22 protein-coding genes, 1 tRNA gene and 1 riboswitch are annotated in these 21,380 nt (G+C 68.0%); of the genes, 8 read left to right on the top strand and 15 right to left on the bottom strand.

Going from position 1 to position 21,380, the window contains the following annotated elements:
- The 3 genes from ACSVC7_RS23575 to ccoG form a co-directional block, all read left to right on the top strand.
- A partial coding sequence (locus ACSVC7_RS23575) for an MFS transporter (protein ID WP_483508726.1) occupies positions 1-302 on the top strand: 302 nt, incomplete at its 5' end.
- Between the two features lie 147 nt (positions 303-449).
- A complete protein-coding gene (locus tag ACSVC7_RS23570; protein ID WP_448206989.1) occupies positions 450-1,889 on the top strand; it encodes an aminotransferase-like domain-containing protein in 1,440 nt (479 codons plus the stop codon).
- A 400-nt stretch (positions 1,890-2,289) separates the two neighbouring features.
- Positions 2,290-3,786, top strand: a complete 1,497-nt coding sequence (gene ccoG / locus ACSVC7_RS23565; protein ID WP_448206990.1) for a cytochrome c oxidase accessory protein CcoG — start codon at positions 2,290-2,292, stop codon at positions 3,784-3,786.
- Positions 3,787-3,810: 24 nt separating this feature from the next.
- Here the strand turns inward: ccoG and ACSVC7_RS23560 are convergent, their stop codons facing one another.
- Together ACSVC7_RS23560 and ACSVC7_RS23555 are read right to left on the bottom strand one after the other, a co-directional pair.
- The gene (locus tag ACSVC7_RS23560; protein ID WP_448206991.1) at positions 3,811-4,455 is read right to left on the bottom strand and encodes a DUF47 domain-containing protein; all 645 of its coding nucleotides are present in this window, start codon (positions 4,453-4,455) and stop codon (positions 3,811-3,813) included.
- An 89-nt stretch (positions 4,456-4,544) separates the two neighbouring features.
- Positions 4,545-4,709, bottom strand: coding sequence for a hypothetical protein (locus tag ACSVC7_RS23555; protein WP_448206992.1), 165 nt, complete (start codon positions 4,707-4,709; stop codon positions 4,545-4,547).
- Between the two features lie 121 nt (positions 4,710-4,830).
- On the opposite strand from ACSVC7_RS23555, the gene ACSVC7_RS23550 reads away from it, so the two are divergent.
- The 3 genes from ACSVC7_RS23550 to ACSVC7_RS23540 all read left to right on the top strand — a co-directional run bounded on the left by ACSVC7_RS23550 (position 4,831) and on the right by ACSVC7_RS23540 (position 6,790).
- Positions 4,831-5,049 (top strand): hypothetical protein, encoded by a 219-nt coding sequence (locus ACSVC7_RS23550; RefSeq protein ID WP_448206993.1) that lies wholly within the window; start codon positions 4,831-4,833, stop codon positions 5,047-5,049.
- A 101-nt stretch (positions 5,050-5,150) separates the two neighbouring features.
- The gene (locus ACSVC7_RS23545; protein WP_448206994.1) at positions 5,151-6,230 is read left to right on the top strand and encodes a cobalamin B12-binding domain-containing protein; all 1,080 of its coding nucleotides are present in this window, start codon (positions 5,151-5,153) and stop codon (positions 6,228-6,230) included.
- 143 nt (positions 6,231-6,373) lie between these two features.
- Positions 6,374-6,790 carry a response regulator gene (locus ACSVC7_RS23540; protein ID WP_448206995.1) on the top strand — a complete coding sequence of 139 codons (417 nt, stop codon included), beginning with the start codon at positions 6,374-6,376 and terminating at the stop codon, positions 6,788-6,790.
- A gap of 58 nt (positions 6,791-6,848) precedes the next feature.
- Here ACSVC7_RS23540 and ACSVC7_RS23535 read toward each other — a convergent pair.
- Together ACSVC7_RS23535 and ACSVC7_RS23530 are read right to left on the bottom strand one after the other, a co-directional pair.
- Positions 6,849-6,924, bottom strand: a tRNA-Phe gene (locus ACSVC7_RS23535).
- 81 nt (positions 6,925-7,005) lie between these two features.
- A complete protein-coding gene (locus ACSVC7_RS23530; RefSeq protein WP_448206996.1) occupies positions 7,006-7,449 on the bottom strand; it encodes an ATP-binding protein in 444 nt (147 codons plus the stop codon).
- Between the two features lie 68 nt (positions 7,450-7,517).
- Here ACSVC7_RS23530 and ACSVC7_RS23525 point away from each other — a divergent pair, with 68 nt between their 5' ends.
- Positions 7,518-7,940 (top strand): hypothetical protein, encoded by a 423-nt coding sequence (locus ACSVC7_RS23525; RefSeq protein ID WP_448206997.1) that lies wholly within the window; start codon positions 7,518-7,520, stop codon positions 7,938-7,940.
- Between the two features lie 42 nt (positions 7,941-7,982).
- Here ACSVC7_RS23525 and ACSVC7_RS23520 read toward each other — a convergent pair whose 3' ends face one another.
- From ACSVC7_RS23520 to soxR, 9 genes are all read right to left on the bottom strand, one after another.
- Positions 7,983-8,288: a hypothetical protein gene (locus tag ACSVC7_RS23520; protein WP_448206998.1), complete on the bottom strand. Its 306-nt coding sequence runs from the start codon at positions 8,286-8,288 to the stop codon at positions 7,983-7,985.
- A gap of 125 nt (positions 8,289-8,413) precedes the next feature.
- Positions 8,414-9,169 (bottom strand): ATP-binding cassette domain-containing protein, encoded by a 756-nt coding sequence (locus ACSVC7_RS23515; RefSeq protein ID WP_448206999.1) that lies wholly within the window; start codon positions 9,167-9,169, stop codon positions 8,414-8,416.
- On the bottom strand, positions 9,169-9,990 hold the full coding sequence (locus ACSVC7_RS23510; RefSeq protein ID WP_448207000.1) for an ABC transporter permease: 822 nt from the start codon (positions 9,988-9,990) through the stop codon (positions 9,169-9,171). Before ACSVC7_RS23510 ends, ACSVC7_RS23515 begins: the two co-directional genes overlap by 1 nt.
- A gap of 3 nt (positions 9,991-9,993) precedes the next feature.
- A complete protein-coding gene (locus tag ACSVC7_RS23505) occupies positions 9,994-11,073 on the bottom strand; it encodes a putative urea ABC transporter substrate-binding protein (protein WP_448207001.1) in 1,080 nt (359 codons plus the stop codon).
- Between the two features lie 27 nt (positions 11,074-11,100).
- Positions 11,101-12,909 carry an allophanate hydrolase gene (gene atzF, locus ACSVC7_RS23500; RefSeq protein WP_448207002.1) on the bottom strand — a complete coding sequence of 603 codons (1,809 nt, stop codon included), beginning with the start codon at positions 12,907-12,909 and terminating at the stop codon, positions 11,101-11,103.
- Between the two features lie 11 nt (positions 12,910-12,920).
- Positions 12,921-16,601, bottom strand: coding sequence for an urea carboxylase (gene uca, locus ACSVC7_RS23495; protein ID WP_448207003.1), 3,681 nt, complete (start codon positions 16,599-16,601; stop codon positions 12,921-12,923).
- Between the two features lie 12 nt (positions 16,602-16,613).
- A complete protein-coding gene (locus ACSVC7_RS23490; RefSeq protein ID WP_448207004.1) occupies positions 16,614-17,258 on the bottom strand; it encodes an urea amidolyase associated protein UAAP2 in 645 nt (214 codons plus the stop codon).
- A gap of 13 nt (positions 17,259-17,271) precedes the next feature.
- The gene (locus ACSVC7_RS23485) at positions 17,272-17,994 is read right to left on the bottom strand and encodes an urea amidolyase associated protein UAAP1 (RefSeq protein WP_448207005.1); all 723 of its coding nucleotides are present in this window, start codon (positions 17,992-17,994) and stop codon (positions 17,272-17,274) included.
- 128 nt (positions 17,995-18,122) lie between these two features.
- A riboswitch (guanidine-I (ykkC/yxkD leader) is annotated at positions 18,123-18,242 on the bottom strand.
- Positions 18,243-18,378: 136 nt separating this feature from the next.
- Complete coding sequence (gene soxR, locus ACSVC7_RS23480) at positions 18,379-18,840, bottom strand: redox-sensitive transcriptional activator SoxR (RefSeq protein ID WP_448207006.1); 462 nt, start codon at positions 18,838-18,840, stop codon at positions 18,379-18,381.
- A 213-nt stretch (positions 18,841-19,053) separates the two neighbouring features.
- On the opposite strand from soxR, the gene ACSVC7_RS23475 reads away from it, so the two are divergent.
- Complete coding sequence (locus ACSVC7_RS23475) at positions 19,054-19,314, top strand: hypothetical protein (protein ID WP_448207007.1); 261 nt, start codon at positions 19,054-19,056, stop codon at positions 19,312-19,314.
- A gap of 103 nt (positions 19,315-19,417) precedes the next feature.
- Here ACSVC7_RS23475 and frc read toward each other — a convergent pair whose 3' ends face one another.
- Positions 19,418-20,668 carry a formyl-CoA transferase gene (gene frc / locus ACSVC7_RS23470; RefSeq protein WP_448207008.1) on the bottom strand — a complete coding sequence of 417 codons (1,251 nt, stop codon included), beginning with the start codon at positions 20,666-20,668 and terminating at the stop codon, positions 19,418-19,420.
- A 113-nt stretch (positions 20,669-20,781) separates the two neighbouring features.
- Positions 20,782-21,240, bottom strand: a complete 459-nt coding sequence (locus tag ACSVC7_RS23465; protein ID WP_448207009.1) for a PAS domain-containing protein — start codon at positions 21,238-21,240, stop codon at positions 20,782-20,784.
- Between the last annotated feature and the right edge of the window lie 140 nt (positions 21,241-21,380).

The following is a 21,380-nucleotide window of genomic DNA, read 5'->3' as shown; positions in this document are numbered from 1 at the left end:
TCTCCCTGGGCGCCTTCGCCCACCAGTGCCTGTCGAGCCTGCTCTACGCCCTGGTCACCGACACCTTCGAGAAGCAGGACGTCGCCACCGCGACCGGCTTCGGCGGCATGGCCGGCTATCTCGGCGGCATGATCTTCTCCCTGATCATCGGCCAGCTCGCCAACACCATCGGCTACGAGCCGCTGTTCGCCTGCCTCTCGGTCTTCGACCTGACCGCCTTCGCCATCATCGCCCTGGTGCTGGGCCAGCGCAAGAGCGGTGCCGAGCCGCAGATCCCGGCCGGGGCGGTCAACGCCGACTGATCCGAACCGCCTGTCCGTTCTCAAAAAAGGCCCGTGCCGCAAGGCACGGGCCTTTTGCGTGTCCGGGCGGGGCGGCATATTGACAATCCATACAATTCCGGGCCTTATGCCCGGAGCGTTGCTGAGTGCAGAGCCGCGAGGGACCGCATGCCGCCGGAACAAACCACCCCGGACCAAGCCATCTGGGTCCCGGACATCGCGGACCGGGCCAAGCCCGTCTATCTCGCCATCGCCGACGCCATCGCAGCCGACATCACCATCGGCCGCCTGACCGCCGGCCAACGCCTGCCCCCGCAACGGCTGCTGGCCGAACGCATGGGCATCGACTTCACCACCGTCAGCCGCGCCTATGGCGAGGCCCGGCGCCGCGGGCTGGTCGACGCGCATGTCGGGCAGGGCACCTACGTCCGCGCCGCCGCCCAAGCGCCGCGCCCCACGCTGGAACAATCCTCCCCGACGCCCCCGAGACCGGCTCCGTCCCTGGTCGACATGACCATGAACCAGCCGCCGCTGCCCGACGCGCCGGCGCTGCTGGCCCGCCTGCGCCAGGACATGGCCGTGGTGACCTCCGGCCTCGCGTTGCCCGAGCTGCTGCGCTACCCGGAGGCCGGCGACCAGCAGGAAGAGCGCGCGGCGGGAGCCCACTGGCTGCGCGACCGCCTGCCGCAGCTCGCCGTGGAGCGGGTGCTGGTCGCGCCGGGGACGCAGGGCGCCATCCTGGCCTTGCTGAGCGCGCTCGCCCGCCCCGGCGACACCGTCTGCGCCGAGGCGCTGACCTATCCCGGCTTCCGGGCGGTCGCGGCGCAGCTCGGCCTGCGGGTCGTGGGCGTTCCGATGGACGGCGACGGGATCGACCCGGACGCGTTGCGGACGGCGCTGGCGCAGCATCGGCCCAAGGCGCTCTACTGCATTCCGACCTTCCACAACCCGACCACCGCGACCATGCCGCCGGAGCGGCGGAAGGCGGTGGTCGAGGCGGCGCACGACTTCAACGTCCCGATCATCGAGGACGACATCTACGGACCGTTGCCGGATCCCTCTCCCCCGCCGCTCGCCGCGCTGGCGCCGGAGATCACCTTCCACATCGCGGGGCTGGCGAAGTGCGTGTCGCCGATGCTGCGCGTCGCCTATGTGGTCACGCCCGGCGCGCGACAGACGCTGCGGGTCGCCACGGCGCTGCGGGCCACCATGTTGATGGCCTCCCCGCTGACCACGGCCATCGCCCGCCGCTGGATCCTCGACGGCACCGCCGAAGCCGTCCGCGACGCCATCCGCGCCGAAGCCATGGAGCGGCGCACGCTCGCCGAGTCCATCCTGCCCGCGGGGAGCATCGCGACCAAGCGCGAGGCGTTCCACCTCTGGCTCCGCCTGCCGGACGCGTGGTCGCGCGGCGAATTCAATGCCCATCTGCGCAGCCAGGGCATCGCCGCCGTGGCCGCCGACACCTTCGCCACCACGCCCGACGCACCGGAGGCCTTGCGCATCTGCCTGGGCAGCCCCATCGACCGCGCGGAAACCCGCCGCGTGCTGTCGATCCTCGCGGAGGCCCTGGAGCAGATCCCCGCCTCTGCGGGCGTCATCATTTGATGGGGTGGGCAAGTGATGGGGTGGGAGGCTGTGAGATTATTGGCGAGGAATTTCCCCGTCATCCCCGCGAAGGCGGGGATCCAGAAAACTCCGCGTCTAAGTGCTTGATCGGCCTGGATCCCCGCCTTCGCGGGGATGACGGTTAAGAGACGTGCATTGTATGTTCCAATGCGCCGCGTCCCTATAAACTTGCAAACTCGAGCCGGCCCGACGCGCTGCTTCAAACTGTCGCATTGATTGGATCTCAGCGAGGAAGCCGCAGAAGGACACAGGCTCGCGCCGCTTCAATACATTCAATATAGCTTGTCGTCGCCCCTGCGCAGCCATACAATGTGCGCTATGCCGTAGGGCCGGCGCTTCGGCGGGCCTTTGGGCATGACCGTTTGCGCAGAGGCACGCCATGCAGAAACTCGCCCGCTCCCCGGTTGCAAGCGCCCGGGAAGCCGCTCCCCCGCCCGCCGCACCAAGTCCGACCCCGGCGCCGCTCTACGCGTCGCACAAGAAGATTTACCCGAAGGCGGCCCACGGCCGGTACCGGCGGCTGAAATGGGTCCTGACCGTCGTGCTGCTGGCGCTGTACGTCGTCCTGCCCTGGCTCCGCTGGGACCGCGGCCCCGGCTTGCCGGATCAGGCGGTGCTTCTGGACCTGGAGGCCCAGCGCTTCCACCTGTTCGCCATCGAACTGTGGCCCCAGCACATCTACTACGTCACGGGCGCCATGATCCTGGCGGCGGTCGGGCTGTTCCTGGCAACCGCGCTGGCGGGGCGGGTCTGGTGCGGCTACACCTGCCCGCAGACCGTATGGACCGACCTGTATGTGAAGGTTGAGGAGTGGATCGAGGGCGACCGGGGCGCCCGCATCCGCCTGGACAACGGCCCGCGCACGGCCTCCTGGTTCGCAAAGAAGGCGGCCAAGCACGCGGTCTGGCTGCTGATCGCGCTGGGGACGGGCGGCACGGCGATCCTCTATTTCGTGGACGCGCCCGGCTACATGGCCGATCTGGCGCGCCTCGAACCGTCGGCGCTCGCGTCCGGCTGGATGCTGTTCATGACGGCCTGCACCTACGCCATGGCCGGTTTCATGCGGGAACAGATGTGCACCTACGTCTGCCCCTGGCCGCGCATCCAGGCCGCGCTGCTGGACGAGGAAAGCCTCGTCGTGACCTACCAGGACTGGCGCGGCGAGGGTCGCGCGCCCCTGCGCAAGGACCAGAGTTGGGAGGAGCGCAAGACCACCGGCTTCGGTGATTGCATTGACTGCAAAGCCTGCGTCCATGTCTGCCCCACCGGGACCGACATTCGCAACGGCATTCAGATGGACTGCATCAGCTGTGGCCTGTGCATCGACGCCTGCAACGACGTGATGATCCGCATCGGCCGTCCGGGCGACCTGATCCGCTACGACACCCAGGCCGCGCAGGCCGCCAAGGCCGCCGCCCGCATGCCGGAGCCCTACCGCCTCGTCCGCCCCCGCACCATCGTCTACACGCTGCTGCTGGTCGTGGTCGCCGGGCTGATGGCTCTGGGGCTGCTGCTGAAGCCCGGCGCCGACGTGGCCGTTCTGCGCGACCGCGCCCCGCTCTACGTCGCCCTGTCCGACGGCGGCATCCAGAACAGCTACACCGTGAAGATCGCCAACATGACCCGCCAGCCGCAGGCCTACCGCCTGACCCTGTCGGGCCTGGACGGCGCCACGCTCGCCACGGCGGGCACCAACGCGGCGGGCGGCTCGGCGCTTGAACTGTCCGCCGAACCGGACATGGTGCAGACCTACCGCGTCCATGTCCGGATGCCGGCCAAGGCCGCCCTGCCCGCCTCCACCCCGGTTACGGTCACGCTGACCAACCGGGCCGACGGCACGGTCCGCCGGACCGACACCGTTTTCCTGGCCCCCTGACGCGCCCCCCGGACGTCTTCTCGGTTACGCCTGATCGAGGGTGATGCCCTCGATCAGGTCGCCGACGTCGTCGCAGCGGTCGGTGACCGCTTCCAGCATCTCGTAGACCTCGCGCCGGCCGAGGAAGGCGATCATCTCCGGCCGTTCGGCGATCAGGCTTTTCAGCGAATCGCGCAGGATCTCGTCGGCCTCGTCCTCCAGGTCGGATATCTGGCTGCACACCTGCAGGATCCGCTCGGCGTTGCCGGTGATGGCGGTCAGCATCGGCATCACCTCGACCAGCAGCGCCGCCTGCCGGCGGATGATGGAGGCCATGCGCCGCATCGGCGTGTCGAAGCTGTCGATGCCGTAGAGCGCGGCGTGGCGCGGCACCTCGTCCATCAGGTCGATGCAGTCGTCCAGCGCGTTGATCAGCGCCTGGATCTCCGAACGGTCGAAGGGCGTGATGAAGGTGCGGTGCAGCCCGCGCCCGGCGTCCTTGGCGACGCGGTCGGCGTCCTTCTCGATGCGCTTCAGCGCGGCGGTGCGGTCGGGCCGGTCTTCCGGCGCGGCCTCCATGACCGCTTCCAGCGCCTCGGCCGCCGCGACGATGTGGCGGGCCTGCTCGATGAATTGCTCAATGATCCGCTCTTCCTTCGGCATCATGGAGCGGATGGCGCGCAGCAGCATGGGAGCGGTTCTCTCGATCGGTTCGGACCCTTCCTAATAATCCCATGCGCGCCGGCTTTGTAGCGCAAATGCAATATTCGGCCCCGGCCTCACCGGATCTCGATCAGGTCGGTCAGCTCGCGCACAACCAGTTCCAGGCTGTCGGCGACGGCCTCGCACGAAATCCGCTCCTCCGGCGTATCGAACGTGCCGGATCGCATCATCGCGATGCGATCCTTCAACCGGCCGATGTAGGCGATCAGCTTGTCTTCCATGGGTTGCCCTCTCCGCTGGCGAACTGCCAAGGGGGATAACAGCACAGCCGCGCCCTTGATTGCAGGTCCGCCCTGCGGCAGGCTGACCCCACCGCCACCACGAACGCCGGAGCCCATCGCCGTGACCAAACGCGACGCCCCCAAACGCGACGACACGGAAGCCCTGCTGGCCGAGCTGCGCCAAGGCTTCGGCGCCGCCTCCAACGGGGAACTGCTGCACCTGCTCGCCACGCTGGGCCGGATCGTCCTGGACGAATCCACGAAGGACGAACGCGGCCGCCGCGTTCTGAAGATCATCGGGAAAGGCGGGAAAGAGCGCCAGATCGTCATCGCGGATTGAGCCGGCCGGACTGAGGCGCCGCCGCGCCGTCTCTTCCGCGCAGGTGCGCGACGGGGTCGGCTGGGCTAGGCTTCCACGCTGAACATCCGTGCAGGTGGCCCATGACCGCCATCGAAGACAGGGACGAAGCCGCGGATCGCCTGGAGGCCCGCACCTGGTGGGTCATCGACGCGACGATGACCCGGCTGTTCCGCGAGCGGCCCATCATCCCGAAGGCGCTGGCCGATCAGGTCCGCGCCTCCTGCACCCTGGACAACACCTTCCACATCGCCTTTCTCGTCAACGCGACGGCCTTCGCCAGCCCCGCCCTGTTCACCGACTACATGCTGTGGACGCGCCGCGTCCTCGCCACGCGCGACGTGCAGCCCGCCGACCTGACGGCCAACATCGCCTGCCTGCGGGAGGCCATCGCGGGCCTGATCCCCAAGCGGTCGGCCGCGTCGATCCTGCCCATCATCGACGCCGCGCAGACGGCCCTCGACGACGCGCCCGTCCTCCCCGACCCCGACGAGCCGATCGGCGCCGACGCCCTGGATGGATTGGCGCAGACTTATTTCCTGCAGGCGATGGAGGGGCGAAGCGACCAGGCCGTCACCCTCGTGAAGCGCACCTACACGCAGGGCCTCGGCCTGCAATCCATCTACGAGGACATCCTCGGCCCCGCGCAGCGCGAGATCGGGCGGCTTTGGGAATTGAACCGGATCACCACGGCGGAGGAGCACCGCTGCACCGCCATCACCCAACTGGCCGTCGCGCAGCTTTACCCACGCATCGTGGCCATGCGCAAACAGCGCCGGAACGACCGGACGCTCGTCGCCGCGTCCGTCGGCGGCGACCTGCACGAACTCGGCCTGCGCATGGTGTGCGACCTGTTCGGCGCCGCAGGCTGGGAGACGACCTACCTGGGCGCCTCCGTGCCGATGTCCGGCGTCATCACCATGATCGCGCAGACGCGCCCGGACCTTCTCCTGCTGTCCGTGTCGATGGCCATGCACCTGCGCAGCGCCCGCGACATCCTGCGCGCGGTCCGCGCCGATCCGGACACCCGCGACCTGCCGGTGCTCATCGGTGGACGAGCCTTCGCCGCCGACCCCGCCATCCTGAGCCGGCTGGAGGCGAACGCCTACGCGGACACCCCGCACCGCGCGCTCGACCTCGCCAACGCCATGCTGTCCGGTTGATGCCGCGGATGGTTCCGGGACCCAGGCCTATGCCGACCGTCCAGTCGTCCGCAGCCCACACGCGGACCGGGCATCACCGAAAGGGGACTCGGCCCCGCACGGAAACGCCCCACCTTCTGGCGAAGGCGTGCAAGGAGGGCGCAATGGCGGCCGAGCGCTTTGAGATCCCCATATTGCTGATCGTGGACGACGACGAACTGGTTCTGTCGAGCCTTCAAGCCTTCTTTTCCGCCTCGGGCTACGAGACCCTGGCCTCAAGCCGAATCCTGGAAGCGCTGAGCGTGTGCCGGCGATTCAAAATCATCCCGGCGGCCGCCATCATCAATTTTCACCTCAATGACGGCTTCACGTTCGAGGAACGGATTGGCGCCATCAAGGACTGCATCCCGGAAACACCCATCGCCGTCCTGACCGGCGACACGTCGGAGGAAACCGCTGCAAAAGTCAAAAGCGGCGGCTTTTCCCTGCTTTGCAAGCCGACGCCGCCAACCCTCATCATGGATTACATCGGAGGCTTGGTTCGCCTGGGCCACATGCGCGTCCAGGGCAGCCCGCACTGAAGCCGGACCGCTTTCGCGCACCATTGATTTTTGAGGGCCACTGATTTTGAAGGGAGAATGGTGCCCAGGGACGGAGTCGAACCGCCGACACGGGGATTTTCAGTCCCCTGCTCTACCAACTGAGCTACCTGGGCGCCGCAACGTGCGGGGGCTGCCTTATAGGAAGAACGGAGACGCTTGTCCAGCCCAATGTGAAGCCTCCGCCGACGTTTTTATCAGGACGTTTTTATCAAAAGGCTGGTGACGTTGCGCCCGCCCTCCCGCCGGTAGGCGACCTCGGTGGCCGATTGGCGGACGAGATGGATGCCGAGCCCGCCCACGGGCCGGTCCGCGATGCCGGCGGTCAGGTCCGGGTACTGCGGATTCGCGAAGGGATCGTGGGCGGCCCCGTCGTCCTCGAGCCAGCCGCGCAGGGCGCCCTCCTCCAGTTCCAGACCGACGCGGATCGTCGCCGCGCGGCCGTGGGTCCGCACGTTGGCGATCAGTTCGTCGAAGCACAGGTTTACCCGGAAGGCCGCTTCCGCCGGCAGTCCGGCACGCGCCACGAACGCCTCCACCCACTCGGCGAGCTGGTCCGGCGCGCCCGGATCGTCGCTCACGCTCAGGATCAGCCGGTCGTCCATGCGCGCCAGAATGCCGGGGCAAGCGGCAGCGGGCAAGGATCGCATTCAGCGGATTCGCGTTATGGTTTTATCGAAGCGTGCAACAACACAGGCCGGAGACGGGCATGAGGATCGCGGCGACGGCCTTGATTCAGGTCGCCCTGGGCGTCCAGATCACCCTGTGCGTCACGCCCCTCCATGGAGCGGCGGCCGAGCCATCCCAGAGCCCGCCGGGCGCCGACGGCATCGCCCTCGTCGCGACGGACGGGGAAGCCACGCTGAAGCTCTGCCGTGACTGGCTGTTCCGGCAGCAATGCCGTGAGTACGGTCACATCGACGTTCCGGAGCGAATCGCCCGCGGCGACTCCTTCGAGGTGACCTTCGGCAGCAACCCGAAAACGATGCGCTTCCGGGTCAAGAGCGTGCTGCCGGGCGACGGCGGCGGCGGTTGCGTCGTGATCCCCGAACATGAGGATACGCCACAGCCTCCGGCCGCCGACGAACCCGCGGACATGCTGATCATCAAGGACTGCACCATCCTGCGGTGAGGCGCCCCCGATCAGCGGAACCCCGGTTACCGGAAGGGCCGATTACCGGAAAGGAATGTTCATCTGGACGCTCATGCCCGGAGCCGGCGCGTAGTAGGCCGGCGGCGCGTAGACCACGCGCGGCGCGGGAGCGTAATAGACCGGCGGCGGACGCCGCACGACCACGACCGGGCGCGGCTCCTCATAGACCACGACCGGACCACCGTACCCGTACTCGTAACCATGGCCATGGTGGTGGCCGTGATGCTTGTGCTTGTGATCGGCCGCCGCCGGGCCCGCCAGCGCGAGCGACAGGACCAATCCACCCAACGCGACACCAAACCCACGCATGGCAGCTTTGGCGATCATTTCCGCACCCCTTTATCGCGAACTCTTTACGAGACCTTAGCACACAAATCGTGTGCCCAAGCTCCCGCTCCAAGGGTCTCCGTTGGGACATTTTTCGGGCGAGCGGAGGTACGGCGAAGGCCCTCTTACTGTGCCGGAACCAACCGCGCCTGCGCTGCCTTCTTCTCCGTCAGGGGCAGATTGTAGGTGACCGTCGCCCCATAGGCGCCGGGGTCGGTGGGGTCGACGCGCACCTTGTCGAAGGCCAGCACGCGGGTGCCGAGCGTGAAGCCCTCCTTCAGGTCGTGGGTGACCATGAAGACGGTCATCTTCTCCTCCGACCACAGCCGCAGCAGAAGCTCGTACATCTGCACCTTCGTACCGGGGTCGAGCGCGCCGAAGGGTTCGTCCAGCAGCAGGATCTTCGGCTTCAGGATCAGCGCCTGGGCGATGGCGAGGCGCTGCTGCATGCCGCCCGACAGCTCCGCCGGGTATTTCGTCAGGTGGTTGCCCAGCCCGACCGCCTCCAGCACCCCCGTCGCCTCCTCCATGGCGGCGCGGCGGCGGGCGCCAAACAGGCGGCCCAGCAGGCGGGAGCCGGCGAACTCGCGCCCCAGGATGACGTTCTCCAGCACCGTCAGATGCGGGAAGACCGAATAGCGCTGGAACACCACGCCGCGGTCGGGACCGGGTTCGGCCACCAGCGGTTTCCCATCCAGAAGGATGGCGCCGCGGGTCGGCCGCTCCTCCCCCAGCAGCAGGCGCAGGAAGGTGGTCTTGCCGCAACCGGACGGGCCGACCAGGGCGCAGAACTCACCGGAGGGAATTTCCAGGTTGACGCGCTCCAGCACCACCTGGTTCGGGTATTCCATCCAGAGGTCGCGGACGGAGACGTTGCTCATCAGGAACCCTTTCCCGCCCTCAGCCACGGAAAGCAGCGGGCGTTGAACCAGCGCAGCAGGAGGTCCGACGCGAAGGCCAGCAGCGTGATCCAGGCCACGTAGGGCAGGATCACATCCATCGCCATGTAGCGCCGCACCAGGAAGATGCGGTAGCCGAGCCCCTCCGTCGCCGCGATGGCCTCGGCGGAGATCAGGAACAGCCACGCCGGCCCCAGCGACAGCCTCAGTGCGTCGGCCAGCCGGGGCAGCATCTGCGGCAGCACCACGCGCAGCACGATCTGCCACGTGCTCGCCCCCAGCGTCTGCGCCTTGATCAGCTGCTCGCGCGGCATCTCCACCGTGCGCATGGCGAGGTCGCGGATCAGGAAGGGGGCGATGCCCACCACGATCAGCACGACCTTGGACAGCTCGTCCAGGCCGAAGACGATGAACAGCACCGGCAGCACCGCCATCGGCGGCACCATGGACAGCATGGCGACGAAGGGCGACAGGCCCGCCCGCACATAGGGGATCAGCCCCATCCCAACGCCGATCACCAAAGCCAGCGCCGTCGCCACCCCAAGCCCCAGCCCCAGCCGGTGCAGGCTGGCCAGCGTGTCCGCCCACATCAGATAGTCGCCGGTGCGCGCGTCGGGGGTGAAGGCCACCCGAACGACCGCCGCCACCATGCCGGACAGCGGAGGCAGCAGCTTGTCGTTCGGGTTTTCCGCCAGCCGCAGGGCCGACGCGACCGCGTAGCCCCCGCAGGCCAGCAGGAACGGAAGGGCACCCCAGAACAGGGCACCTCCCCGACCCGGACGCCGGTTGATGATCCGGCGCATCGATCAGAGCTTCCCGTCGGCGGCTTGCTTCATCACCGTGTCGTCGAAGCGCAGCTTCACGTTCTTCACGTCGCCCAGCACCGTGCCGCCGGGGAACAGGACGCCGACCGCGTCACGGCTCTTCGCCCCCTCGCCCAGCAGGCCGTGGTCGAAGGAGAAGGTGCGGACCAGATCCATGGTCTTCACCAGATCCGCGCTGGCGGCGAAGGCCGAACCCTCCGCCGGGGTGTAGAACATCTTCGTGGTGACGAGCTGCTGCTTGTAGCCGGAGAGATCCGTGCCCGACGCCTTGGCCATCGCCTCCAGCGCCGCCTTGCCTTCCGGCGTGTCCGGCTTGGTCATCAGGCCCATGATCTCGTACCAGGCGCCGACCAGCGCCTTGGCGAACGACGGGTTGTCGCGCAGCGTGCCGGTGTTGACGACCATCAGGTCGATGATCTCGCCGGGCACCTTGCTGCTGTCGAACACCATCGTGGCGCCGGGGGCCTTGGCGACCTCGCTCAGCTGCGGGTTCCAGGTGACGGTCACCGTCACGTCGGCGGAGGAGGTGAAGGCCCCCACGATGTCCGCGTCGGCGGTGTTCACCACCGTCACGTCCCGCTCCTTCAGCCCGACCGAGTCCAGCGCGCGGGCCAGCAGGTAGTGCGACACCGACAGCTCGACCAGATTGACCTTCTGGCCCCTGATGTCCTTTAGGGCGGTGCCCTTCTTCAGGACGATGCCGTCGTTGCCGTTGGAATAGTCACCGGCGATCAGCGCGGTGGTGTCCACGCCGCCCGCGGCCGGGATGGTCAGCGCGTCCATGTTGGTCATGACGCAGCCGTCGAAGGCGCCGGCCGTGTACTGGTTGATGGATTCGACATAGTCGTTGATCTGCACGATCTCGACCTTGATGCCGTACTTGTCGGCCCACTTCTTCATGATGCCGCTGTCGGCGGCGTAGCCCCAGGGCATCCAGCCGGCGTAGATCGACCAGGCGACGCGGAAGTTCTTCTTCTCCGCCGCGAAGGCGGGCGATTCGGCGGCAACAACGGCGCTGGCGAGGGCCACACCGAAAACAACGCGCTTGAGCAAGGTCCGCATTGTCAAATCCCTTTCCTTGGAATGTCGTTACCGCGCCAGCCAGCGGCGCCAGCCGCCGAAGCCGGTGATGTCCTCAGCCCCCACCAGAGCGATGGGTTCGCACAGAAAGCCCTTCACGGAGGTGCCGTCCTCCAGCACCACGGTGCCGATCGCCATGGGCGGCGGCACTTCGGCCACGAAGCTGCCGAAGGCGGCCTCGGTCAGTTCCCAGACCTCCACCTCGATTCCGCCCGGCCCGCTTTCGTCGCGCACCAGCCCCGGCTTGGCCGGCGTGGTGCCCGCCAGCGCGTAAAGGCGGTAGCCTTGGCCCGTCCGCGTGGTGCGGACCAGCCGGGCGTCGCGCCCGGTGAGCTGGTGATTCAGCGGTTGCCCCGTCAGATGCGCCCCGACCACGGCCAGCCGCACCGTGCCCGGCGCCGTCGTGTCGGCGTCGAGCGCCGGCCCCTTGGGCAGTTGCCCCGTGGCGCCGATGGGCAACGCCTGGGCGCGGTGCAGCCGGTCGGCCAGCGCCGCCAGCGCTCCGTCCGCGAAAGCCCGCCCGATCAGCGTCACGCCGAAGGGCAGCCCGCCCTTCGGAGCGTCCTTGGGACGGAAACCCGCCGGCACCGCGATGGCCGACAGATCCATCAGGTTCACGAAGTTGGTGTAGGTGCCGAGGTTGCTGTTCAGCCGCACCGGGTCGGCCAGCAGTTCCTCGATGGTGTAGGTCGTGCCGGTGGTCGGCAGCAGCAGAACGTCCATCGTCGCCCATTCCGCCTCCGCCCGGCGGGTCAGCTCGACGAGTTTGTAGAAGCCGGCGAAGGCGTCCACGGCGGACTGGGTTCCGGCCCCCAGGATGATGCCGCGCACCACCGGATGGATGGAGTCCGGCTTGGCCTCGGCAAAGGGGCGGATGGCGGCCAGCCGCTCCGCCACCCAGGGGCCGGAATAGAGAAGCTGGGCCGCGTCGCGAAAGGGCGCGAAGTCCACCGCCACCCGCGTGCCGCCCAGCGCTTCCAGACGGTCGGCGGCCTCAGCGAACAGCCGCGCGGCGGCCTCGTCGCCGAAGAACTCCAGCCCGTCCTTCGGCACGCCGAAGCGGAAGCCCAGCGGCCACACCGCCGGCTCGACCGCCGCGGCCGGCGCCTTGCGGGAGTACGGATCGGCCTCGTCATAGGCGCCCATCACCCGCAGCACGGCCAGCGCGTCGCCCGCCGTGCCGGCGAAGATCGACACCACGTCCTGCGTCCGGCAGGCCGGCAGCACGCCGCTGGTGCTGACCAGTCCCTTGGTCGGCTTCAGGCCCACGACGTTGTTGAAGGCCGCCGGCACGCGCCCCGATCCCGCCGTGTCGGTGCCGAGCGCGAAGCTGACCAGCCCCGCCCCCACCGCCACGCCGGACCCCGAACTGGACCCGCCCGACACGTAGCGCGCGTCGAACACCGAGGCGGGGACGCCATAGGGCGACCGCGTGCCGACCAGACCCGTGGCGAACTGGTCCAGGTTGGTCTTGCCGATCAGGATCGCCCCGGCCCCGATCAGCCGCTGCACCGCCGTCGCCGTGCGTTCCGGCATGAAGGCGAAGTCCGGGCAGCCGGCCGTCGTCGGCAAACCGGCAACGTCGATGTTGTCCTTCACCGCGAAGGGGATGCCGAACAGCGGCAGGTCCGCCCCGTCCGCCTTCCGGGCGCGGGCGGATGCCAGCTGCATCCCCACCTCCGCCCGCTGGAGCAGATGGATCCACACCGGGCGCTCGCCCTTTGCCCCGATGCGGGCGTAGACCTCGTCCAGCACCGCCTCCGGCGTCAGGCTGCCGTCGGCGTAGGCGGCGGAGAGGGCAGCAATTTCCAAGTTCATGGAGGTCTCCATCACGCGGCCTCCGGCAGCAGCACGGCGAGCGTCTGGCCCAGCGTCACCGCCTGGCCCTCGGCACAGCGGATCTCCGCCACCGTGCCGTCCACCGGGGCGGCCACGGGGATTTCCATCTTCATGGACTCCACGATCAGCAGGGGATCGCCGGCCTTCACGGCGGAGCCGGGCTCGGCCGCGATCTTCCACACGCTGCCGGGGACGGGGCTCGGCACCGCCTCCCCGCCCGGCGGCAGGTCGGCGTCCGCACCCGCGCCGGCGCCGTCCGGGATGTCGGCCGCGTAGCCGATCTGGCCCGACGCCTCCCAGCGCGCCCGCTCTTCCTCGAAGGCGGCCTGCTGGCGCGTCTTGAAGGCGGCGATGCTCTCCCTGTTCTCCGCCAGGAAGCGGTTGTAGTCGGCGAGGCGGAAGGTCTCCTCCTCGATGCGCAGGCTGGCCCGGCCCAGCGGGAAGTCGGCGCGGAAGGCCATCAGCTCGTCGTGGCTGACCGGGTGGAAGCGGATCTGGTCGAAGTGGCGCAGCAGCCAGGGCTTGCCCGGCTCGAAGGCGTCGGTTGCCCTGTGCGTGTTCCACATCTGGCAGGTGCGGCCGACGAACTGGTAGCCGCCCGGCCCCTCCATGCCATAGACGCACATGTAGGCGCCGCCGATGCCCACCGCGTTCTCCGGCGTCCAGGTGCGGGCCGGGTTGTATTTGGTGGTGACGAGGCGGTGGCGCGGATCCACCGGCGTGGCGACCGGCGCGCCCAGATACACGTCGCCAAGGCCGAGCACGAGGTAGCTGGCGTCGAAGACGATGCGCTTCACCGCCTCGATATCATCCAGCCCATTGATGCGCCGGATGAACTCGATGTTGCTGGGGCACCAGGGCGCGTCGGCGCGCACCGACTGCATGTATTTGGAGATGGCGAGGCGCGTGGCCTCGTCGTCCCAGGACAGCGGCAGGTGGATGATGCGCGTCGGCACCGCGAGGTCGTCGATCCTAGCCAGTTCCGATTCCGCCCCGACGAGCTTGTCGAGGAGGGCGTTCAGCGGCAGCACCCGGCTGTCGTAATGGATCTGGAGCGAGCGGATACCCGGCGTCAGGTCCAGGATGCCGGGGAGATTTTGGGCGATGAGGGACTGCTGAAGCGCGTGGACGCGGAAGCGCAGGTTCAGGTCCAGCACCAGCGGGCCATATTCGACCAGCAGGTACTTGTCCCCCGCGCGGCGGTACACGACGGCGGGACGGGAGTCCGTGGCCGGGATGCGGTGCAGCACCGCCGCCCCCTCATCCCTCGCACAGTCCCCTCTCCCCTCCGGGGAGAGGGTTAGGGTGAGGGGGTCCCGCTTTGCCTGCTCTTTCGGTCCCCCGGCATCCCCCTCACCCCGCCCCTCTCCCCAGAGGGGAGAGGGAGAAAACAGCGCCTCCTGCGCGTCCTCCAGGGCTTCCGCTTCACCCGCCGTCAGCCGCTTGAACCGCAGCTTGTCCCCCGGCCGCAGCTGGCCGATCTTCCACAGCTCCGCGCTGACGATCGTCGCGGGGCAGACGAAGCCGCCGAGGCTCGGGCCGTCCGGCCCCAGGATCACGGGCATGTCACCGGTGAAGTCGATGGTGCCGATGGCGTAGGCGTTGTCGTGGATGTTGGAGGGGTGCAGGCCCGCCTCGCCGCCGTCCTTGCGCGCCCAGGTCGGCTTCGGGCCGATCAGGCGGACGCCGGTGCGGCTGGAGTTGTAGTGGACCTCCCAGTCGGCGGCGAAGAAGGCGGCGATGTCCTCCTCGGTGAAGAAATCGGGGGCGCCGTGCGGGCCGTAGAGGACGCCGATCTCCCAGGCGTGGCCGTGCGCGGGAAGTGCCTGTTCCGGCAGCGGCTGAGACGCCTCAACCGGGCCGTCGCCCAGATGCAGGATGTCGCCGGGCAGCAGGGCGCGCCCGCCATGCCCGCCGAACTTGCCGAGCGTGAAGGTGGACTTGCTGACCAGATAGTCCGGCACGTCCAGACCGCCCCGCACCAGCAGATAGGCGCGGCAGCCCGCCCCGCTGACCGTGCCGATGCGCAGCGTGGCGCCCGCCGGGACGGTGACCGGCTGCCAGAAGGGCACCGCCGCGCCGTCGATGTCCGCCGGCATGGCGGCACCGGTCAGGCAGATCACCGCCTCCGCGTTGAACTTCAGCGTCGGGCCGGACACGGTGATCTCCAGCCCCGCCGCGCCGTCCGGATTGCCGAGTGCCCGGTTGCCGAGCCGGAAGGCCAGCGGGTCCATCGGCCCGGACGGCGGCACGCCGACCTCCCAATAGCCGACGCGGCCCGGATAGTCCTGCACCGTGGTCAGCGTGCCGGGGGTGACGACCTCCACCGTGCGGGCGGAGTAAGCGACCGTCTCCAGATAGCGCGTGGTGATGCCGCCCGTCACGAACAGCGGGTCGGCGGTGAGCTGGCGCAGGTAGCCGAGATTCGTCTCGATCCCCGACAGGCGGCAGCGGGCCAGCGCGTCGCGCAGCTTCGCCAGCGCATCCGCGCGATCCGTCCCGCGCACGATGATCTTGGCGACCAGCGGGTCGTAGAAGGGCGTGACCTCGCTGCCCTGCTCCACCCAGGTCTCGACGCGGGCGTCCTCCGGGAATTTGGCCTCGGTCAGGATGCCGGAGCAGGGGCGGAAGTTGCGGCCCGGATCCTCGGCGTAGACGCGTACCTGAATCGAGGCGCCGCGGGCCGTCCCCTTATGCTCTTCCAAAGGCAGCGGCTCGCCCGCCGCCTGCCGGATCATCCATTCCACGAGGTCGATGCCGGTGACCTCCTCGGTCACGCCATGCTCGACCTGAAGGCGGGTGTTGACCTCCAGGAAATAGGCCTCGCCCGCCGCGTCGTCGTAGACGAACTCCACCGTGCCGGCGGACTGGTAGTTGACGGCGCGGCCCAGCCGCTCCGCCGCGTCGAACAGTTGACGGCGGAGATCCTCGAAAATGCCGGGGGCCGGCGTCTCCTCGATGACCTTCTGGTTGCGCCGCTGGGCGGAGCAGTCGCGCTCGCCCAGCGCGACCACAGTCCCCTGGCCGTCGCCGAAAATCTGCACCTCGATGTGACGGGCGCGCTCGACGAACTTTTCCAGATAGACGCCGCTGTCCTTGAAGTTGTTGCGCGACAGGCGGCAGACCGCCTCGAACATCGGCTCCAGCGTGTCCGGATCGCGGCAGAGCTGCATGCCAATGCCGCCGCCGCCCGCCGTGCTCTTGATCATCACAGGGAACCCGATGCGCGCGGCCTCCGCCTTCGCGTGCTCCGCATCCTTCAGCAGGCCGCTGCCCGGCGACAGCGGCACGCCGCTGTTTTCCGCCAGTTCGCGGGCGGTGTGCTTCAAGCCGAAGGCGCGCATCTGCTCCGGCGTCGGGCCGATGAAGGCGATGCCGGCCGCGGCACAAGCCTCGGCGAAGCCCGGGTTTTCCGACAGGAAGCCGTAGCCGGGATGGATCGCCTGCGCCCCGGTGGCCTTCGCGGCCTCCAGGATGCGATCAGCGTTCAGGTAACTTTCCGACACCGCCGCCGGGCCGATGCACACGGCCTCCCCGGCCAGCGCGACGTGCAGGGAATGGGCGTCGGCCTCCGAATACACGGCGACCGAGGCGATCCCCATGCGGTCGAGCGTGCGGATGACGCGGCAGGCGATCTCGCCGCGGTTCGCGATCAGGACCTTGGTGAACATGAACCGCCCCCCTTACGCCTGATCCCAAACCAGCACCTCGATGGGCGTCGGGTTGTAGTCGTTGCAGGGGTTGTTGAGCTGCGGGCAGTTGGAAATCAGGACGATCACGTCCATCGCCGCCCGCATCTCCACATACTTGCCGGGGCCGCTGACCCCGTCGGCGAAGGTCAGGCCACCGTCGGGCGTGACCGGCACGTTCATGAAGAAGTTGATGTTGTGGGTGATGTCGCGCTTGGTCAGGCCGAACTGCTCGTTCTCCGCCACCGCCAGCATCCAGCTGTCGCGGCAGGCGTGCATGCACTTCTTCTCAAGCGCGTAGCGGACCGTGTTGCTTTCCGTGGCGCAGGCGCCGCCCAGCGTGTCGTGCCGGCCGACCGTGTCGGCGACGATCTCCAGCATCGGGTTGCCCATGGTGGAGACCAGCGTCGTGCCCACCGACAGGTAGACGTTGCGCTGTTCGCGGATCGTGTCGACGGCGCTGTAGCGTTCGGCCGGGTCGGCGGCGCTGTAGAACAGCGTGTCGGCGGCCTGGTTGCCCTCCAGGTCCACGATGCGGAACGTCTGCCCCTTGCGGACGACCTCCATCCAATAGTCGCCGGCCGGCACGGTCTTGCGATAGACGGCGGCCTCGGGGGCGAGGGTGCTTTCCTTGATCATGCTGTCCGCTCCCTCAGCCGCAGAGGTGATAGAGGTGGTTGTTCGCAAAGCCGCGCTCGTTCTCGGGGCGCGAGCACTTGCAGCGATCGTCGTGGGCCACCGGATCGGCCTTGCGGAACTGGTACAAGACGGGCTTGCGCGGATACTCGGCGGCGGGGTTCAGCGGGTGCGGGCAGGTGTGCAGCAGCACCAGAGTGTCCATCTCGAACCGCAGGTCCACATGGGCGCCGGCCCTGGCGGCGGACGGGTCGAAGACCATCGTGCCGTCCTCCTCCGTCCGGACCTTGCTGAACCAGTTCACGTTGGCGGCGAGGTCGCGGCGGCCGAGCCCGTATTTGGCGGCCTCCACCAGGAAGCTGTCGTGGCCGTTCAGGGTCCAGTCGTTGCGATGGTCCTGGTAGCTCTTGTGGCCCCAGCGCTCGGTAACCAGCGCCTTGGTGCTGTTGCCGCACACCGTGTCGTGCCAGCCCGCCGTGTCCTCGGTGATGGAGCAGAAGATGCGCCCCATGTCGGAATAGAGGCAGTGCCCGGCGGTCAGCTTGAAGGTGTGCTGGCACTTCAGCGTGTCGGGGGCGTTGTAGCGCTCCAGCGGGTTCTGCGGGTTGTAGAACAGCATGCCGACGTTGGCGCCGCCCTCGCGGTCGATCAGGCGCAGGACCGTGCCGCGCCGCACCGTGAAGGACCAATGCTTTCCGCCGGGGATCTCGTCTTCGTAAAGGACGTCGTGCGTGTCCACGGACTTTCCTCCTTACCCGCGCCGGGCCTTACCCAAACCGGGTGGTCCCGGCCGGAGCGTTTTGCGAAAGGAGGAGTGCAGACATAAGCGGGGAAGTCCCACCGGGGCTGCACGCCTCCGTGTTCGGAACCTCCCGGGCTTTTGTCCCGCCGTGTGCCCGTCCGCTGTTCACCGGACAGGTCGCCGCTCTCGGACCAGTCACCGGACCGCGCATCACGCGGCCGGCCGGAACCCTAGCGGCTTTGCGGAACACATTTGCAATCGGGATGCCAGAAGGCGAAAAGGCCGGCGGCGAGCGGATTCCGGCGGCCTTTCGCGCGGCGCCCAGGAATTGGGCGCCGAATTGCGGCTAAAACTTCGCCAATTGGCGGAAAATTATGCAGTTTATCGCGGATCGAGCAGGCGCGGGCCGGGGCCGTCCTCGGACAGTTCGTCCCAGGGGTTGCGCAGCGGGCAGGCGCTGACCGACAGGCAGCCGCAGCCGATGCAGCCGTCCAGGTCGTCGCGCAAACGGGTCAGGGTCGCGATGCGGTCGTCCAATTCCTGTTTCCAGGCGGCGGACATGGCTTTCCAGTCCTCGGACGTCGGGGCGCGGTCCTCCGGCAAAGTCTTCAGCGCGTCGGCGATGGCGGCCAGCGAAACGCCCAGCCGTTGCGCGACCTTGATGACCGCCACCCGGCGCAGCACCTCGCGCGGGAAGCGGCGCTGGTTGCCGCCGCTGCGCCAGCTTTTGATGAGGCCCTTGGACTCGTAGAAATGGATGGTGGAGACCGCAACGCCGGACCGTTCCGCCACCTCGCCGACGGTGAGATCCTTGCCGACCTGCCCCGGATCCAGAATGCCCATTTTTTAGCCTTTCGACTTTTCCGGCCTTCGACTTTTCCGGCCTTCGACTTTTTCCGCCCTTCGACGCAAGGAACCGCTTGACCTCAAGTTATGTTGAGGTTGTACGCTCCTTACCGTGGTGCCGCAATCCCCGGAACTCAAGTGGAAACACTCAAGGGGAAACACGGGCAAGGGGGCGGCACCCATGGTTCGTCGCGTTTGGGGGAAACCCGCATGATCTCACCCACTTCGGTCGATTGGACGTCACTGAACACGCTTCGCGCCACACCGGGGCCGGAAATGTCGGCGTTGCCGGCCTCGCTGTTGGACATCACCCGCCACGCCAACCTGAAGCCGGCGGCGGTGAGGCCGGCAATGGAGGCGTTGCTGCGCCAGGGCTACGTGCGCGAATACCAGACCCAGTACGGGAAGGCCTACGCCCGCACCCCGCAAGGGAACCAGCGCATCCGCGAGGTGAAGGAATGGCTGCGCTGACAAAACGGGCGAAAACAAAAAAGGACGGCGCCCGGTACGAGCGCCGCCGAGTGGACCTCAGCACTTCAGAGGAAAATCAGCACTTCAGAAGAAAACCTGGACCTCAGACAACCTTGGAGGCGTGCATCTCCGCAATCTGCTCCTTCGTGTAGCCAAGGCCGGCCAGCACGTCGTCGGTGTGCTCACCCAGCAGCGGCGATCCGGTCACCTGGACGTCCAGGTTGGAGAACTTGATCGGGCTGCCGACGGTCAGGTACTTGCCGCGGGCCTTGTGCTCGACCTCGACGATGGTTCCGCTCTTGCGCAGCGACGGGCACTCGGCGATCTCCTTCATGGTCAGCACGGGGGAGCACGGGATGTCGTACTTGCGCAGGATGTCCACGGCCTCGTACTTGGTCTTGTCGCTCAGCCAGTTCTCGATCACGGCGAAGATGTCGAAGATCTTGTCCTGGCGCGCCTGGGCGGTGTTGTAGGCCGGGTCGTCGATCCACTCCTCGCGGCCCAGCGCCTTGCAGATCGGCGCCCAGGCGTGGCCCTGGATGGTGAAGTAGATGTAGGCGTTCGGGTCGGTTTCGGCGCCCTTGCACTTCAGCACCCAGCCCGGCTGGCCGCCGCCGCCGGCGTTGCCGCCACGCGGAACCACGTCGGAGAACTCGCCGTGCGGGTACTGCGGGTACTCCTCAAGGTAGCCGACGCGGTCCAGGCGCTGCTGGTCGCGCAGCTTGACGCGGCAGAGGTTAATGACCGAGTCCTGCATCGACACGGCGACCTTCTGGCCCTTGCCGGTCTTGGTGCGGTGCATCAGCGCGGTCAGGATGCCGATGGCGAGGTGCATGCCCGTGTTGCTGTCGCCGAGAGCGGCGGCGCTGACGGTCGGCGGGCCGTCCCAGAAGCCGGTGGTGGAGGCGGCACCGCCCGCGCACTGGGCGACGTTCTCGTAGACCTTCAGGTCTTCATAATGATGGCCGTCGCTGAAGCCCTTCACGGACGCGACGATCATGCCGGGGTTCAGCTCGTTGATGCGCTCCCAGGTGAAGCCCATGCGGTCGAGCGCGCCCGGACCGAAGTTCTCCACCAGCACGTCGGATTCCCGGATCAGCTTCTCCAGAACTTCCTTGCCCTGCGGGGTCTTGGTGTCCAGCGTCAGCGAGCGCTTGTTGCTGTTCAGCATCGTGAAGTAGAGGGCGTCCGCATCGGGGATGTCGCGGAGCTGGTTGCGGGTGACGTCGCCGGCGCCCGGCCGCTCCACCTTGATCACGTCGGCGCCGTACCAGGCCAGAAGCTGGGTGCAGGCGGGGCCGGCCTGGACGTGGGTGAAGTCGATGATCTTGATCCCTTCGAGCGGCTTGCTCATGGCTCGTTCTCTCCCTCTTGGATTTTTGCAAGGCCGTCCCCTTCGCCGGACACGGGCGACCGGCGTTTCGGAACGGTACAGGTTGGGCAGTACAGTTTGGATTGCGTGAAGAGTTAGCGGGGGGTGGACTCCAGCTCCGCCAGCCGCCGGCGCAGTTTGCGCTCCTCCGTCCAGCGGCTGGTTTCGTCGCGGACGATGGCGGCGATGCCCGTCACCTTGCCGTCCGCCCCGGTGAGAAGGGCGACCGTGAAGGCGATGGACAGGGCGTGCCCGTCCTTGTGCACGGCGGGCACCCGCAACACGTTGGCGCCGTACCGCGTGATCCCCGTCTGCATGGTCTTGTCATAGCCGTCCCAGTGCCGCTGGCGCTGGCGTTCCGGGATGATGAGGTCGAGCGACTGGCCGAGCGCCTCCGCCTCCGTGAAGCCGAAGATGCGCTCCGCGGCGGCGTTCCAGACCGTGATGGCGCCCTTGGCGTCGGACACGATGATCGCGTCGCCGGCAACCCGGACCAACTGTTCGAAGTCCACGGCTTCGACCCCGTCGGTGTTGAGCGTGTCGGCGGCACCCATCGGATCACCTTTCCTCAATTATTGGCATCTTCAATACGGTATACCAGATGCCGAACACCACGCAAGCGCTTTTGTGCGCGGAACGAATTGATGGCCTTACGGCCTATCTGCCTCCCCGGAATGGCCGGCTTGCGTCACGT

The organism is Azospirillum mesophilum (assembly GCF_053470405.2).
Note: the sequence above shows the minus strand (reverse complement) of the source record. Positions and strands in the feature narration are given on the sequence as shown.